At 71.6% G+C, this 16,097-nt stretch carries 10 protein-coding genes and 1 pseudogene; 6 read left to right on the forward strand and 5 right to left on the reverse strand.

The window, feature by feature from the left end:
* Positions 1-16: 16 nt before the first annotated feature.
* Complete coding sequence (locus OG617_RS01310) at positions 17-1,231, forward strand: caspase, EACC1-associated type (RefSeq protein ID WP_405097955.1); 1,215 nt, start codon at positions 17-19, stop codon at positions 1,229-1,231.
* A 77-nt stretch (positions 1,232-1,308) separates the two neighbouring features.
* Here the strand turns inward: OG617_RS01310 and OG617_RS01315 are convergent, their stop codons facing one another.
* Entirely contained in the window at positions 1,309-1,479 is a 171-nt protein-coding gene (locus OG617_RS01315) for a hypothetical protein (RefSeq protein ID WP_405097957.1), read from the reverse strand.
* Between the two features lie 238 nt (positions 1,480-1,717).
* A complete protein-coding gene (locus OG617_RS01320; protein WP_405097959.1) occupies positions 1,718-2,161 on the reverse strand; it encodes a hypothetical protein in 444 nt (147 codons plus the stop codon).
* A 154-nt stretch (positions 2,162-2,315) separates the two neighbouring features.
* On the opposite strand from OG617_RS01320, the gene OG617_RS01325 reads away from it, so the two are divergent.
* On the forward strand, positions 2,316-2,552 hold the full coding sequence (locus OG617_RS01325; RefSeq protein WP_405097961.1) for a hypothetical protein: 237 nt from the start codon (positions 2,316-2,318) through the stop codon (positions 2,550-2,552).
* Positions 2,553-2,655: 103 nt separating this feature from the next.
* Here OG617_RS01325 and OG617_RS01330 read toward each other — a convergent pair.
* Both OG617_RS01330 and OG617_RS01335 read right to left on the reverse strand, forming a co-directional pair.
* Positions 2,656-3,362 (reverse strand): annotated as a pseudogene (locus tag OG617_RS01330) (creatininase family protein).
* A 54-nt stretch (positions 3,363-3,416) separates the two neighbouring features.
* Positions 3,417-3,593 (reverse strand): GNAT family N-acetyltransferase, encoded by a 177-nt coding sequence (locus tag OG617_RS01335; protein ID WP_405097963.1) that lies wholly within the window; start codon positions 3,591-3,593, stop codon positions 3,417-3,419.
* 309 nt (positions 3,594-3,902) lie between these two features.
* On the opposite strand from OG617_RS01335, the gene OG617_RS01340 reads away from it, so the two are divergent.
* Both OG617_RS01340 and OG617_RS01345 read left to right on the forward strand, forming a co-directional pair.
* Positions 3,903-5,903, forward strand: coding sequence for a hypothetical protein (locus OG617_RS01340; RefSeq protein ID WP_405097965.1), 2,001 nt, complete (start codon positions 3,903-3,905; stop codon positions 5,901-5,903).
* A 65-nt stretch (positions 5,904-5,968) separates the two neighbouring features.
* A complete protein-coding gene (locus tag OG617_RS01345; protein WP_405097967.1) occupies positions 5,969-6,331 on the forward strand; it encodes a response regulator transcription factor in 363 nt (120 codons plus the stop codon).
* A gap of 129 nt (positions 6,332-6,460) precedes the next feature.
* Here OG617_RS01345 and OG617_RS01350 read toward each other — a convergent pair whose 3' ends face one another.
* Entirely contained in the window at positions 6,461-8,032 is a 1,572-nt protein-coding gene (locus OG617_RS01350; protein WP_405097969.1) for an ANL family adenylate-forming protein, read from the reverse strand.
* A gap of 450 nt (positions 8,033-8,482) precedes the next feature.
* On the opposite strand from OG617_RS01350, the gene OG617_RS01355 reads away from it, so the two are divergent.
* Entirely contained in the window at positions 8,483-9,718 is a 1,236-nt protein-coding gene (locus OG617_RS01355) for a cytochrome P450 (protein WP_405097971.1), read from the forward strand.
* Between the two features lie 14 nt (positions 9,719-9,732).
* Positions 9,733-16,095, forward strand: coding sequence for an SDR family NAD(P)-dependent oxidoreductase (locus tag OG617_RS01360; protein WP_405097973.1), 6,363 nt, complete (start codon positions 9,733-9,735; stop codon positions 16,093-16,095).
* Positions 16,096-16,097 lie beyond the last annotated feature (2 nt).

Here is a 16,097-nt window from a genome sequence, read left to right on the forward strand (position 1 = left end):
CAGGCAAAGGAACCCCATGACCCGTCTTCCCGACCCGGCCCGTTCCCGAGTGGTCCTCGTCGGCACCGCCGCCTACCACGCCAAAGACCTTACCGACCTGCCGTCTGTGACCAACAACGTCAATGCCCTGGCCGAGGCACTCACCGACCCTGCCAACGGTGGGTTCAAGCCAGAGCACTGTGTCCGGTTACGGGACCCCGCTGAACCCAGAGACGTCTCCCGGGCGCTGCGGAACGCGGCCGCGCAGGCCGAGGACACACTGCTGGTCTACTTCGCTGGCCACGGCATGACCGGTCCACGCCGGCACGACCTGTTCCTGTGCACGTCCTACAGCGACCCCGCCGAGTTGGCGCTCAGCGCGCTGCCGTACGAACACCTTCGCGACGTGGTCCTGGACAGTCCCGCGAACAAGCGCATCGTCATCCTCGACTGCTGCTACAGCGGTCGAGCGGCTCAGGATCTGATGGGCGACGCGCCCGGCGTACTCGATCAACTCGAAATCGCGGGTACCTGGATCCTCGCCGCAACTCCGGCCAACGCGCCCGCCCTGGCGCCGCAGGGCGCACGGTACACGGTCTTCACCGGCCATCTACTCAGCCTGTTGACAGGTGGGCTGCACGGCGGTGGTGAGCTGATCGCGCTGCCCGACATTTATCGCCAGATCCGCCGGGAGATGACGGCCAGCGGGATGCGCCCACCGCATCAACGTGGCACCGACACAGTCGACCTCCTGGCTCTGACCCGCAACCCGGCATACGACCCGGGATCGGACGTACGCGACCCTGCCGAATGGATCCGTAGCCAACTGCACGCAGTGCCAACAGATGCGGAGACAGCGCCACCGTCCGGACCTCGGGTCGGCCCGGCGACCCGGTTCGAGTCGGGCCTGCGCGGACTCGTGCGGCGAGCCTTCCGGCGTACGCCTACCAATCCGCTGGATCCAATACAGCTCCTCCATGGGATCCAGGACGAGGTAATGGAGCGCCGAATTGTTCTGGACGGCTTCATTTTGGTACCGAACCGGTACGTACTCGGGCTGTCACCATTCGACTGGGGTCGGCTGAGTCCCTACCATGAGGCGCTCACCAACGAACTCGTTGTATCGCTCGCCGAATACGTCGCCGAACAGCAGTGGCGCGTGTGGGGTGAGCTGTCGATCGTCATCGAAGTGGACCTGCGGCTGGCGACCGGCCGTATCCGGATCGTGTCCCGCATCGAACCCGGCTCCTGAGGCGGCAGCGAGGGCCGTTCGGGAGGGACTGTGTAGGCGTTGACGAGACAGGCCCCTGAACGGATGAAGCACCCCGGTCAGGACGTGATGCCGGTGAGACGAGCGACGGCGTTGTTCGCCGCGAGCCAGCCCGACACGTTGCCGCAGTCGTAGTAGTCGCCGGTGACGGGCGAGACGAGGACGTCGTGGTCGGCGGCGTAGTCGCGCAGGGGTACGCCGCGCAGGCGTTGCCGAGCCGGGACCGTCATCAGCGAGGCCGCAGCCCTTCGGTCCTGCTGCACACCAGTTGGCCGGTGAGCTCGGTTCCCATGGCATGCTTGAGGAGGATGCGGATCCTCCCCGTCCGGACCGACTTCTACGACCGCGATTCCAGTCGACGCTGACGGCACCAGTTGGAAGCAGGACGCTTTACTGCCGCATCGGTGAGGGCCTGATGCAGAAAGACGCCCCAACGGTCGTCTCCAGCGTTGTCGATCAGGCTGGTGATCACGCCCCATCCGGGTGGCGGACAGGCATGTCGGCGCCGAGGTCGGCCAGGACGGTGGCGGGGGCTCGTCCGGCGTAGCCGTAGCTGTGTTGTTCGGTGACGGTGTGCAGGTGGGCCAGGGTGGCGGGGCCGTTGGACGCGGTGAGGGCCTTGGTGGCGTTGGTCAGAATCTCGATGATCGGTTTGAGGGCCGTGGTGGCCAGACCGGCGGCGAGGGCGCCGTGTAGGAGCTGTCGGCGATGCATGGACGCGTCCTCCGTCCGCGACTGCGGGCCAGTGGTGCTGTTCTCCCAGGATCGCGCGGCGAGGCCCAGCTTGCCGCCGGGGATGTGGAGACCATCGGCAATGCGTTCGATCGTGTCGATGCCGGCGATGGTGGCCTTGCCGTGGGCGATCAGGCTGACCCGCTCCGGTTTGATGCCGGTCGCAGCGGCCTCGGTCAACCCCGCCAGGATGCAGCCGTGCACCCCGCCGCAGGGCGGCCAGTGCCGCGAGGAAGGCTACGAAGTCCGACTGGGGCATCGCCTGGGCATGACCCCGATCCTCAGCCGGGACAACTCCGTCCCCGGCCCTCGCCGAGCCGATACCTTGATGCGTATGAGTGATCAGGGCTTCCAGGACACCGGCGTGGTGAAGACCTGGCACCCCGAGGAAGGATGGGGCACTGTCGTTCTCGATCACCTCGACCTGACCGTCTGGGTGCACTACCGGCACATTGTCGCCGGGCCGAACCAGTACCGCAGCCTCGCACCGGGCCAGCGAGTGCGATGCCACTACGAGGTTCCGGGGCAGGACGGCTACCCCGCCCGGGCGGTCGAAGTCACCACCCTGTAGCGCGGGCACCAGGTGCCCGCGCAGCAACATGAACGAACGCCGATGCTGTGTACGCTGGGCCTCGCTTCCACCGAACGCGCCTCGATCATTGACCAGAGGTCGTTCAGTGATGTGCAGGGTGTCGGAGCACAGCGAGGCTGCTCGCGAACGAGGCGGTCAGGCTGTCCAGGACCGCCTTTCCCTTGCTGGCTGTGGCAAGGGATGGTGCGCCGATGACCCCGGTCTCGGTGTAGCCGCGCATTCCGACAACGAGTAGGTCCGGACGCTCGGTACGGTGATCAGCTGCGCGGTGGCTGTCGCGGACGAGTTCAGGGCACAGGTGCAGCAGCAGGGAGGTTTCGATCTCCCCGGCGTGCATGTCGTCGTGGCTGCTGCTGTCCAGCTCGGCCTCCCGGCGGGCGGTTTCCCAGTCCTCCCGCCGTGGGTACAACGCCATGCGGCGTCCGCCGACGTTGGCCTCCTGCCCGACGTTGGCCAGGATGTAGTTCCCGCCGTGGCCGTTGACCACGACCAGCCGATCGACACCCGACCTACGCAGTGACTCGGCGACGTCGGCGACGATGCGGGCCAGGGTGGACGAGCGGATACTCACCGAGCCAGGCCATCCGGCATGTTCCTGCGAGCAACTGATGGTCACCGGAGGCAGAAGCATCAGGTCGTAGGCGCTGGCAGCGGCCTTCGCGACGGCGCAGGCGACGATGGTGTCCGTCAGCAGGGGCAGGTGATCGCGTGCTGCTCGAAACTGCCCACCGGCAGCGCCGCGACGTCCGCGCGCCGGTCGGCTTCATCCGTGGTCGTCGCAGTAGTCATAAGTTCCGCGATCACCTGGCGTCTCCCGCAACCATCACGGTCAGCGACGCACCCTTACCTGGCATCTGTCGCCGGAAGAAGCTGGCCCTCAAACCGGTAGAAGATCTTGTTGGCGTTCTGCGCGACACCGAGCTTCTCGTAGAAGCGCCGCGCCTGCGCGTTGTCGCGATCGGTGGTCCACTCGATCCGGCTGCAGGAGTTCGTGGCCGCCACCTCGACGAGGCGGTCCATGAGGAGCTTCCCGACGCCGCGCCCCTGGCCGTCTCCACCACGTACAGCTCCTTCAAGTAGAGCGAGCGGGTGAGGCCGGCGGCAGGCCACAGGACGGAGTACGTCGCGAGCCCGACCAGCGTTTCCGCGTCCCAGGCCAGCACGGCATACGCCAGGGGCGGGTCACCGAACAGCGCCTCGTTGATCTGGCGCACGCGCACGTCGAGCGGCTCCACGCTGGTGTCGCCGTAGAACATGTCCAACTCTTCAAGAAGTGCGGCGATCGCATCGACATGGACGGGTTGAGCGGCCACGACCGTGGTCACGACTGTGTCCTTCCTGTCGGGTCTTGACCTTGAGCATTCGGGACTTCGTGTGTTGCTACCGCTGCACGCCGCTGCTCACGAAGGTCGTCGCGGCGGCCACACCGTCGGCGACCGCGTGGGAGAGCGGGAGCTGGTGGGCGAGAAACTTCCTACCAATATGGGGCCGGGCTGGCCTGATGCGCGGCCGGCACGCCGACCCGCCGGCGTGGTGGAGGCGCTGATCGCGCCCAAGATCCATGTTCCCGCCGTGCCGCCCGAATGGGCAGGCCGTCCCAGGCTGCTTGCCGCACTTAACGATGCCGCTGCGGCGCGGCTGGTGACGTTGATCGCCCCCGCGGGGTACGGCAAGTCCACCCTGCTGGCATTGTGGCACGCCCACCCGGGCCGCCGCCGGGCGCTGGCGGTGCTCGCCGTCGACGCGCGCGACAACGACCCCGTGCTGTTGTGGTCGGGCATCCTCGCCGCGCTGACCGCAGCGGCGCCGGGACCGCAGTGGACGGCAGTGGCCCGGCTACTGCGCCAGACGAACCCGGACATCGACGCCGCAGTGCTGCCCGCGGTGTGCGCGGCGCTCGCCTCGCAGGCCGCTACGACCGGGGTGACTCTGGCCATCGACGACTGCCATCTGCTCACCGAACCGGCGTGTCACCGCCAGCTCGCCGCGTTCGTCGCGGCGCAACCGCCCAACTGCCAACTGCTGGTCGCCTCCCGCCGCAACCCGCCACTGCGCCTGGCCCGGCTTCGAGCCGGCGGGCGCCTGCTGGAGATCGGTCCCACCGAGTTGCGCTTCGACGCTGGTGACGCCGCCGGGCTGGCCGCCACCGCCACCGCCGGAGTCGGCCTGCACGACGGCACCGCGCAGGCCCTGATCGAGGCCGGCGAGGGCTGGCCCGTCGCGGTGCACCTGGCCGCCCGCGCGATGCGGCACCACGCCGACGCGGCAACGGTGCTCGCCCAGCTGACCGCCAGCCACGGCCACCTCGACGACTACATCACCGAGGAGATCCTCGACGGCCTCAGCCGCCAGCAGGCCGTGGCCCTGGCCCGTACCGCGGTCCTGGAGCAGCTCACCACCACTTTGGCCCAGGCGGTGGCCGGCGACGACCTGCCCGCCCTCGACTCGCGCCACCCGAACGGGCTGCTGCTGGTTCCGCTGGACACCACCGGTGAATGGTTCCGCCACCACCACCTGATCCAGCACGCCCTACGACAACGGTTGCACCGCGACGAACCGCACACGCTCGCACGCCTGCACCGCCGTGCCGCCGCCTGGCTGCTCGCGCAAGGCCGCACCGAAGACGCGATCGAGCACAGCCTGACCGCCGGCGACACCGCCACCGCCATCACGTCAATCGCCTCCGCCTACATGGCGGCGATCAACACCGGGCGGCGGGTGACCGTACGCGCGTGGCTTGACCGCCTCGGCACCGACACGGTCGCCGCCAGCGCCCCGGCAGCCATCGCAGCCGCCTGGGTCGCCGCCGTCAGCGGCGACCGCCCGGCCGTCGAACACTGGCTGCGCATCGCTGAACACCTCGGCCACCCAGGACCGCTACCGGACGGCACGGCATCAGTCACCTCCGCCGCCGCCCTGGTCCGGGCCGTCTTCGGTTTCGACGGACTCAAACCGATGACCGAAGCCGCGCACACCGCCGTCGAGCAGGAAGCCGACCCCACCAGCCCTTGGTACGCCATGGCCCGCACCGCCCTCGGCTGCGCTCACTACCTCGGTGACAAGTCGCACGCAGCCCTCGAACCCCTCCGCCGCGCGACGGGCAGCCACGCCGCCACCCCCATGGTGCGTACCTTGCCACCGGAGTGCTCGCGCTCGCGCAACACCATCTGGGCCAGCACGAAAGGGCTGCAGCCACCGCCGCCGCAGAGGAGCTGGCCGAACACTTCGGCCTGCAACAGGCGCCACAGGCCAACATGGCCTATATCGCCCAAGCCGCAGTCGCCATCCATCAGGGCGAGCACGACCGCGCGCGAACCCTGCTCGAGCTGACTCTCGCACTACGTCGGCGCGCTCCCGGGATGAGCCCTTGGCCCACTCTCTGCGGTCTGACCCAATTGGCCGAGCTGTACCTGAACACCGGCGATCACGTTGGCACCGCCGCCTGCATCACCGAGGCCCGCGCTCTGATCGACGAGTTCCCCGACCCGCACAGCCCGCTGCTCGATCTCCTCGACCGACTCGACCGGTACCCCCGCCCAGCACAGCAAGCCACCCGCCAACCCACCACACTCACCGCCCAAGAACACGCCCTGCTACGGCTGCTACCCGCGCCGATGACCCTGCCGCAGATCGCGGCGCACCGGCACGTCAGCCTCAACACCATCAAAACCCAGGCCCGCGCCATCTACCGCAAACTCGGCGCCGCCCACCGGGCCGCCGCCGTCACCACCGCCCGCCGCCACGGACTCATTCCCTGAACCCTCTGCTGAACCTGACGTCAAGGTTGAACCACCACCGTTGCCCGGCAACGCCTTCACCGAGTTACGAGACATCCTTTTGAGCGTCGGCTGGGATCGATGTCGTCGCTCAGCAGGTTAAAGATCAAGCTAGACCCGGGAGCCGGACCGGCTCAATGCCGCGCGGGCATCGGCCCGCAGTTGTTCCCGATCAGGTTTGCCCGGGCCGATCACCGGCAGTTCGCGGCGAATCTCGATCAAGCTGGGGACGTAGTTGTCGGACAGTGCCTCGGCGACATGACGGCGCAACTCCTCAGGGTCCACGGCCGCGCCGGGCTTCGGCACGACGGCGGCATAGATCCGCTCCACCCGGTCGGGGTCCTCCACGCCGCACACCGCGGCCTGGGACACGCCGGGCGCTTGGGTCAGCACCCTCTCGACGGCCTCGGGATGGATCCGGACCCCCTTGACCTTCATCATGTCCGAGAGCCGGCCGCTCAGGTGCAGGTAACCGCCGTCGTCGAGGTGCCCGAGGTCGCCGGTGCGAATCCAGCCGTCCCGGACGAGCGCCGCGGTCAGTTCGGGCTCGTGCCAGTAGCCGGCCGACGGCCAGCGCGGCTTCGCACAGACCTCGCCGATCTCGCCGACGGGCAGGGCCGCGCCGGTCTCCGGGTGCCGGATGCTCAGCGCTCCGGAGTTCAACGGCCGGCCGACGGTGCCGCATGTGCGCAGGTCCTTGTGGTCGTCCGGGGAGAGCACGGTGATCGCGTCGCCGGCCTCGCTTGTGCCGTAGCCTTGGATCAGCACCGGACCGAAGATCTCCCGGGCCTCGTGCAGCCGAAGCGGCGCCCCGGGGCTGCCCATGTAGAACAGCTCGGTCAAGCTGGACAGGTCGGTGCCCGCCCGGTCCGGGTGCTCGGCGAGCGCGTTCACCTGCGGAGTGCCGAGCATGAGCCGGCTGATCCGGTGATGGGCGACCGCGCGCAGCACGGCCCCCGCCTCGAAGCCGTTGTGCAGCGCCACCATGCCGCCGGAGACGAGCGTGTCGTCCGCGGCGAACCCGCTGGAATGGGTGAGCGGCGCGGTGATCAGGACGTTCGTCCGGCCGCAGCGGCCGGCGGCGTTCGCGCCGGCTATGGGTGGCAGCCACGGTGCGGACGCGACCATGTCGTTCTTGACCCCGAAGGTCCAGCAGACGCCCTTCGGCAGGCCGCTCGACCCACTGGTCTGGGTGATCACCGCGAGGTCGTCGTCGGTGATGTCCGCGCAGGGCTCGGCGCCGTCGCCGGATCCGGCAGTCAGGTCCACGGTGTCCGGACCCCCGGCCCCGAGAACCGCCAGGACCGGACGCTCCGCCCCGGTCGCGAGCAGGTCGCGCGCCCGCCCCTCGTGAGACACGTCGACCGCCAGCATCCGTGCGCCCAGGTCCGCGACGACGGCGCGCTGCAACTCCAGTCGCAGTTCGTCGTCGGGGACGACCGCGCTCATACCGCGCACGTGCGCGGCGGTCGCCCCCCGCAGGTTGGCCGCCCAGCGCAGAATCAAGGTGGCTGCGGTGTTGGGCTCGGTGAAAATGCACACGACGTCCCCGCGGGTGATGCCCTGGCGGCCCATCGCCGCCGCGGCCCGCCGGGTGGCGCCGGCGATCTCCCCCGCGGTGAGGATGACACCGCCACTGACTATCGCGGCGCGATCCGGATCGGCGTCGAACTGGGTCAGCAAACGCTGAACGTAATGCATGTGCGTCGTACTCATAACCCGGTTTCGCCTTCCTTCTCCGGGAAGACGCGATGACCAGCGCCGACCGCAGATCGCAGGTTAACCTGCGGGGCAGCATGGTCCCATCCCTCACATTGACGGCACCCGGCCGCCAGGAAATGGGGTAGGCGCGCGCTCTTCGGGGAGGGCCGAATCGCATCCGCGCTGAACCAGCTGGCCAGATCCTCATTGGACAGAAGCAGATCACCGAGAGCCCGCCAGATACATCGATCGTCACCCCTCGGCCCGTGCCGCCGGGGCGAGTGCGGCCACCGATTGTGCGTCGGAGGTGTCGGTCCGTCGGGGCCGGGAGCGGAAACCGTTCATCCTGGTAGGGGCGCGAATCCGTGGCGCGATCCTAGTATCGGCCGCAGCGGATTGACTCCGTCACTGTCGTCGTCAGGAGACCGCACCGTGCACGGTCCGCTGGACACCAATCCGCTGTTCGCGCTCCTCGACCACTCCGTGCGCCGCGACCCGTACCCGATCCTCGCCGAGCTGCGGGCGGCCAGCCCGCTGCGCGCCGGTGACCTGGTCGTCGTCGGCGACCACGCCACCTGCATGGCGGTGCTGCGCAACCCGGCGATGGGCAGCGACACCCTCGGCTACCCGAGCATCGCCGAGGTGCTGCCTCGGTCGAGCTCGCTGATGGTGCTCGAGTCGCTGTTCTTCATGGACCCGCCCGAGCACGGCCGCCAGCGCAACCTGATCTCCAAGTCGTTCACCCCGCGGATCACCGGCCGGTACGAGCCGATGATCCGCGGCACCGTCGACCGCGTCTACGCCGACCTGGCGGATCGCGGCTCGTTCGACGTCGTCGAGTACGCGACCCGCGTGTCGCTCGGCGTGATCTGCGAGCTGATGGCGATCCCCGACGGCGACGTGGCCATGCTCAAGGACTGGTCGGACGAGCTGGCCCTGGCCACCGAGGTGCCGACGCTGTCCGCCGCGTTCCGCAGCCCGGAACTGTTCAGCGAGGAGGAAGTCGGCGGCTTCGCGAAGACCTCGTTCGAGATCCACGCGTACTTCGCCGACCTGATCCACAAGCGACGCCGGCAGCCGGGCGAAGACCTGATCTCCAGCCTGATCGAGGTCCGCGACGGCGGCGAGTCGCTCACCCGCCCCGAGATCACCAACGTGCTGCTCAACCTGTTCGCCGCCGCCCACGAGTCGGTGACAAACGTGATCTCCAGCGGGGTGCTGGCGCTGCACCGCAACCGCGACCAGCTGGCCCTGGTGCGCGAGCGGCACGAGATCGCGCCGCTGCTGGTCAGCGAGGTGCTGCGGTACGACGCTCCGGTGCAGCTCACCGCCCGGGTCGTGCTGCGGCCCACCACGGTCGGCGAGCTGCGGGTCAAGCCGGGCACGGTCGTGGTGCTGCTGCTGGCCGCGGGCAACCGGGACGAGGCCGCGTTCCCCGGGGCCGACCGGTTCAAGGCCGACCGCAAGCCGAAGAGCATCCAGCTCTCCTTCGGCGCCGGGCCGCACTACTGCATCGGTGCCGCGCTGGCCAAGCAGGAGGCGGAGATCGCGCTGTCCGCGTTCGCGACCCGACCGTCCGGGTTCGAGGTTGACGAGGACGCGCTCGACTACCGCCAGCACGTCGTGGTGCGCGGCCTGCGGACCCTGCCCGTCACCCTGCGGCCCTGAGCGAAGGGAGCGACGTGCGCGTCGCCGACGACAAGATGCGGCAGTACCTCAAGAAGGTCACCGCCGACCTGCTCGCCACGAAGGAGAAGCTGCGCCGGGGCGAGGAGCGCGCCGACGACCCGGTCGTGGTGGTCGGCACCGGCTGCCGGTTCCCGGGCGGGGTGCGCTCGGCGCAGGACCTGTGGGACCTGGTCGACGCGGGCCGCGACGCGATCGGCGAGTTCCCCGGCGACCGCCACTGGGACGTCGAGGCGCTGTACGACCCAGACCCTCAGGCCGGGCAGGAGGGGCGCTCGTACGTGCGCGAGGGCGGCTTCATCGACGCCGGCGCGTTCGATGCGGGCTTCTTCGGCATCTCGCCGCGCGAGGCGCTGGTGATGGACCCGCAGCAGCGCGTCCTGCTGGAGGTCGTCTGGGAGACCCTGGAGTCCGCCGGCATCGACCCCGAGACGCTACGCGACAGCGACACCGGCGTCTTCTGCGGAGTGACCGGGCACGACTACGACACCCTGTGGAAGGCGTCGCCGTACTCGCCCCACGGCATCATCGGCAACATCGCCAGCGTGGTGTCGGGCCGGGTGTCGTACTTCTTCGACTTCACCGGCCCCTCGGTCACCGTGGACACGGCGTGCTCGTCGTCGCTGGTCGCGATCCATCAGGCGGCGCTGGCGCTGCGCGTCCGGGAGTGCTCGCTGGCGGTGGCCGCCGGGGTGACGATCCTGAGCACCTCGCGCAGTTTCGTGGAGTTCTGCGGGCAGGGCGTCATCTCGCGGACCGCCCGCTGCCGGTCGTTCGCGGCCGGCGCGGACGGCACGATCTGGGCCGAGGGCGCCGGGGTCGTGCTGCTGGAACGCCTCTCCGACGCGCGCCGCAACGGGCACCGGGTGCTGGCAACGCTGCGCGGCTCGGCGGTCAACCAGGACGGCCGCAGCAACGGCCTGTCGGCGCCCAACGGCGAGGCGCAGCGGCGGGTGATCGGCGCGGCGCTGGCCAACGCCGGGTTGTCGCCGCGCGACGTGGACGCGGTGGAGGCGCACGGCACGGGCACGGCGCTGGGCGACCCGATCGAGGGCGAGGCGCTGGTGGCCACGTACGGCTGCGGCCGGGCGCCGCAGCGCCCCCTGCGCCTCGGCTCGGTGAAGTCGAACATCGGGCACAGCCAGGCCGCCGCCGGCGTGGCCGGCGTCCTCAAAATGATCATGGCGATGCGGCACCGGCGCCTGCCTCGGACGCTGCACGTGGACGAGCCCACCGCGAAGGTCGACTGGCGGGGTGCGGTCGCGCTGCTCACCGAGCCGGTCGAGTGGGAGCGCGGGCACGGGCCGCGCCGCGCCGCGGTGTCCTCGTTCGGGATCAGCGGCACCAACGCCCACCTCATCCTCGAGGAGGCGCCCGAGGACGAGGACGAGCACGAGGTGGAGGCCACGGCCACCGGCACGCTGCCCGTGCTCGCCTGGCCGGTCTCGGCCAAGACCGAGCGGGCACTTCCCGCGCAGGCCGCCGGGCTGCTCGACGTCGCCGGGCGCACCGGCCCGGCTGACCTCGGATTCTCGCTGGCCACCACCAGGTCGGCATTCCGGCACCGGGCGGTCCTGCTCGGCCGCGACCGCGACAGCCTGCTGAACGGGCTGCACGGCCTGGCCGGCGGTGAACCGGGCCCCGAGGTCGTGACCGGTGTCGCCACGACCGGGCGCGTCGGGATGCTCTTCACCGGCCAGGGCTCGCAGCGCCCGGGCATGGCCCTTGCGCTGGCCAAGGAGAACCCGGTCTTCGATGAGATCTGCGCCGAGCTCGACAAACACCTGGAAACCCCGCTGCGCGAGATTCTCGCCGCGCCCGACGGCGGCCTGCTCGACCGTACGGATCACGCCCAGGCCGCCCTGTTCGCGGTCGAGGTCGCGCTGTTCCGAATCTACGAGAGCTGGGGCCTGCGACCGCGCGTCCTGCTCGGGCACTCGATCGGGGAGATCGCGGCGGCCCACGTCGCCGGGGTGTGGTCGCTCGCCGACGCCTGCCGGCTGGTCGCCGCACGGGGACAGCTGATGGCCGCGCTGCCCGAGGGCGGCGCCATGCTTTCCATACGCGCGCCCGAGCACGACGTCCTGCCGTCACTGGAAGGGCGCGGCGACCGGGTCGCAATCGCGGCCGTCAACGCGGCCGACGCCGTCGTGGTGTCCGGCGAGCTCGCCGAGATCGAACGTCTGGAGAGCCTCTGGGCCAGCGAGGGACGGCGCACCCGGCGGCTGCGGGTCAGCCACGCCTTCCACTCCCCCCTGATGGAGCCGATGCTCGCCGAGTTCGAGGCCGTCGTGGCGGGCCTGACCGCGCACGAGCCCCGGATCCCGATCGTCTCCAACGTGACCGGCCGCCTCGCCACCGCCGGGCAGCTCACCTCACCCGCGTACTGGGCCCAACAGATACGCCGCACGGTCCGCTTCCACGACGGGCTCGGCGCCGTGCTCGCCAAGGGCGTCGACATCCTGCTCGAACTCGGCCCCGACGCGGTGCTCAGCCCGCTGGTCGAGCAGGCGGTCGCCGTGCCCACGCTGCGCAAGGACCACGACGACGACGAGTCGGTGCTGCGCGCGCTGGCGACGGTGTGGGCGCACGGGGCCGCCGTGGACTGGCGCGCGGTGTTCGCCCCGGCCGCCCCCCGCGCCGTGGCCCTACCCACCTACCCGTTCCAGCACGAGCACTACTGGCTGTCCGCGCCAGCCGGCGCCGCCGATGTCGCCGCCGCCGGGCTCGGGCGCTCCACGCACCCGTTCCTGGGTGCGGTGGTTGACCTCGCCGACGGCGACGGCCGCGTCCTGACCGGGCGGCTCTCGCTGGCTGAGCACCCGTGGCTGGCGGGGCACCGCGTGCACGACACCCTGATCCTGCCCGCGACCGCGTTCGTCGAGATGGCCCTGCACGCCGGCGAGCTGACCGGGTGCGAGGTGCTGCGCGAGCTGACCCTGCAGGCGCCGCTGCTACCGCCCGAGGACGGCGGCGTCCGGATCCAGATCCAGGTCGGCGCCCCCGACGACACGGGCACCCGAACCGTACGCGTGTTCTCCCGCCCCGACGATGACGGACCCTGGCAGCAGCACGCCGCAGGCCTGCTCGCGCCCGGCGGCTCCCCCGGCGAGCCGGCGCTGACCTCATGGCCGCCACCCGGCCTGGTGCCGACGATCGGCGGCGGCATCTACGAGCGGCCCGACCTGGCCGGCGGCTGGGACTACACCGGCGCGTTCCGCGGGATGGGCCGGGTCTGGCTGCGCGAGCTGCCCGGCGGCGGCACCGAGGTGTACGGCGAGGTCGCCCTGCCCGCCGAGCACGAGCGCGAGGCCGGCCACTACCGCATCCACCCGGCGCTGCTGGACGCGGCGCTGCAGACCGTCGGGCTCGGCCCGTACCTGCGGCCGGTCGACACCGGCACGGGCGTCATGCCGTTCACCTGGTCGGGGTTCACCCTGCACCGGCCCGGCCCAGCCAAGCTGCGGGTCCGGGTGCGCGGCACCGACGGACAGGTGAAGCTGACCCTCGCCGACGACGTCGGCCTGCCGGTGGCGACCGTGGAAAACCTGGTCTGGAGGCCGATCCCGGCCCGCCTGTCGGCGCCGTCCGGTCGCCGCGGCGACCGGGCCCTGCTCGGCCTCGACTGGGTCGAGGCCACCGGGTCCGTCGACGCGCAGGCCGAGGTGTATCGCGTGGTGGCCGAGGAGGGCGACGACGTTCCCGCCCTGGTCCGCGCCACCGTCGAGCGGGTGACCGGCGACCTGGCCGGGTGGCTCGCCGACGCACGCCACGCCGGCACGCGGCTGGCGGTGCTGACCCGCGGCGCGGTCGCCGCCGGGCCCGGCGAGACGGCCGGCCTGATCGCGGCGCCCGCGCTCGGCCTGGCGCGCGCCGCGCAGGCCGAGAACCCCGGCCGGATCGTGCTGGTCGACGTCGACGAGCACACACCGGAGGACACCGCAGTAGCCCTGGCGCTGACCACGGGCGCCCCGCAGGTCGCGGTGCGCGACGGCCGGGCGCTCGTGCCCGTGCTGCGACCGGCCGACGCCGACGGCCTGCTGAACGTGCCCGAAGAGCCGGCCTGGCGGCTCGCGGCGTCCGGCGCGGGCACCCTCGACGACCTCGCGCTCGTGCCGTTCCCCGAGGCCCTGGAGCCGCTCGGCGACCGCGACGTACGCGTCGAGGTGCGGGCCGCCGGCGTGAACTTCCGCGACGTGCTGATCACCCTGGGCATGTACCCCGGGTCCGCGATACCGGGCGCCGAGGCCGCGGGCGTGGTGCGGGAGGTGGGCCCCGAGGTGACCCGGGTACGCCCCGGCGACCGGGTGACGGGCGTGTTCGGCGGCGCGTTCGGGGCGGTCGCGGTCACCGACGAACGCCTGGTCGCGCCGATTCCGCCGGGATGGTCCTTTGAGGACGCCGCAGCCGTGCCGATCGCCTGGCTCACCGCGTACCACGGTCTCGCCGACCTGGCCCGCCTGCGGGTCGGCGAGACCGTCCTCGTCCACTCCGGGGCCGGGGGCGTGGGCATCGCGGCGATCCAGCTCGCCCGTCACCTGGGCGCCGAGGTGTTCGCCACGGCCAGCACCGGCAAGTGGGCGGTGCTGCGCGACCTCGGACTCGACGACGACCACCTCGCCTCCAGCCGCACCACCGACTTCGAGCAGCGCTTCCGCGCGATCACCCGGGGACGCGGCTTGGACGTCGTACTGAACTCGCTCACCGGCGAGTTCCTGGACGCCTCGCTGCGGCTGCTCGCCCCCGGCGGACGGTTCGTGGAGATCGGCAAGGCCGACCCGCGCGACCCCGCGGAACTCGCCGGCCGGGGCATCGCGTACCAGGCGTTCGACCTGGTCGAGTCCGCTGGTCCGGACCGGATCGCCGGCATGAGCGCCGAACTGTTCGCCCTCTTCGAGCGGGGTGTGCTACGCCTGCCGCCGCGACGCGACTGGGACATCCGGCGGGCGCCGGAGGCGCTGCGCTTCGTCAGCCAGGCCCGGCACGTCGGCAAGGTCGTGCTCACCGTGCCGCGGACGGCCCGGCCCGAGGACACGGTACTGATCACGGGCGCCTCCGGCCGGCTGGGCCGCGACCTGGCCCGGCACCTGGCCCGCGGCGGTGCCCGGCGGCTACTGCTGTTCAGCCGGCGCGGCTCGGACGCGCCCGGAACCGACGCGCTGGTCGCCGAGCTGACCGCGGCCGGAACCACGGTGTCGGTGGTCGCCGGAGACGTCGGCTCCCGCGAGGACGTCCGGCGCGTGCTGGACTCCGTCGTGCCGGAGCATCCGCTGGGCGCCGTCGTGCACGCCGCAGGCGTGCTGGCCGACGGGGTGCTCGGCTCGATCACCGGCGAGCAGTTGGAGCGGGTGCTGCGCCCCAAGGTCGACGGCGCCTGGCACCTGCACGAGCTGACCCGCGACGCGCCGCCGGCCGAGTTCGTGTGCTTCTCCTCCGCGGCCGGGGTGCTCGGCGCGGCCGGGCAGGGCGCGTACGCCGCGGCCAACTCGTTCCTGGACGCGCTCATGACCGAGCGACGCGCCGCAGGGCTGCCCGCGACGTCGCTGGCCTGGGGGCCGTGGGCGCCCGACGGCGACGACTCCTCGGGTGCGGGCATGGCGGGCGGGCTCGACACCGCCGACTGGGCCCGGCTGGGCCGCGGCGGCATGCTCGGCCTGACCACCGAGCAGGGCCTGGACCTGTGGGACGCGGCGCGGGCCAGCGACCGGGTGATGCTCGCCCCGATGCGCCTCGACCTGACGACGATCGCCGGGCTCGACGAGCACGACGTCCCGGCGATGCTGCGCGAACTCGCCGGGCGTTCCGGGCGGCGCCGCGCGGTCCGGCCCCGGTCCGCGTCGGCGGCGTCGCCCGAGGCCCTGGGTGCACTCGCCCCGGCGCGGCGGCGCGGGCGGCTGCGCGAACTCGTCCGCATTCACGTGGCCGCGGTGCTCGGCTATGCCTCGGCCGACGAGGTCGCCGTCGAACTGCCCTTCCACGACCTGGGCTTCGACTCGCTCACGTCGGTGGAGCTGCGCAACCGGATCGGCGGCGCGACCGGGCTGCAACTACCCGCCACCCTCGCCTTCGACCAGCCGACGCCGCTCGCCCTGATCGAGCACCTCGACGCCGAGCTCACGCGGACCGCCGCGGCGCCCGCCGAACCGACGCCCGCCCCCTCGGTACTGGACGGGCTGGCGGCCCTGGAAGCCGGCGCTGCGGGACTGGACGACGAGTCGCGCGGCGAGGTGCGTACCCGGCTGCGGGCGCTGCTGGACGTGCTGACGCCCGGCGACGACGCCGGCGACGACCGGGCGGCGCTGCGCTCGGCGACCACCGTGGAGGAGCTGTTCGACTTCGTGGACCGTGAATTCGGCTGAGA

Source organism: Micromonospora sp. NBC_01412 (assembly GCF_045040215.1).
Lineage (GTDB): Bacteria > Actinomycetota > Actinomycetes > Mycobacteriales > Micromonosporaceae > Micromonospora > Micromonospora rubida.

Bases quoted from the DNA above. Each gene is read 5' to 3' on its own strand.
- OG617_RS01310 (WP_405097955.1), top strand. From the start codon at position 17: ATGACCCGTCTTCCCGACCCGGCCCGTTCCCGAGTGGTCCTCGTCGGC.
- OG617_RS01315 (WP_405097957.1), bottom strand. From the start codon at position 1,479: ATGACGGTCCCGGCTCGGCAACGCCTGCGCGGCGTACCCCTGCGCGAC.
- OG617_RS01325 (WP_405097961.1), top strand. From the start codon at position 2,316: ATGAGTGATCAGGGCTTCCAGGACACCGGCGTGGTGAAGACCTGGCAC.
- OG617_RS01335 (WP_405097963.1), bottom strand. From the start codon at position 3,593: ATGGACCGCCTCGTCGAGGTGGCGGCCACGAACTCCTGCAGCCGGATC.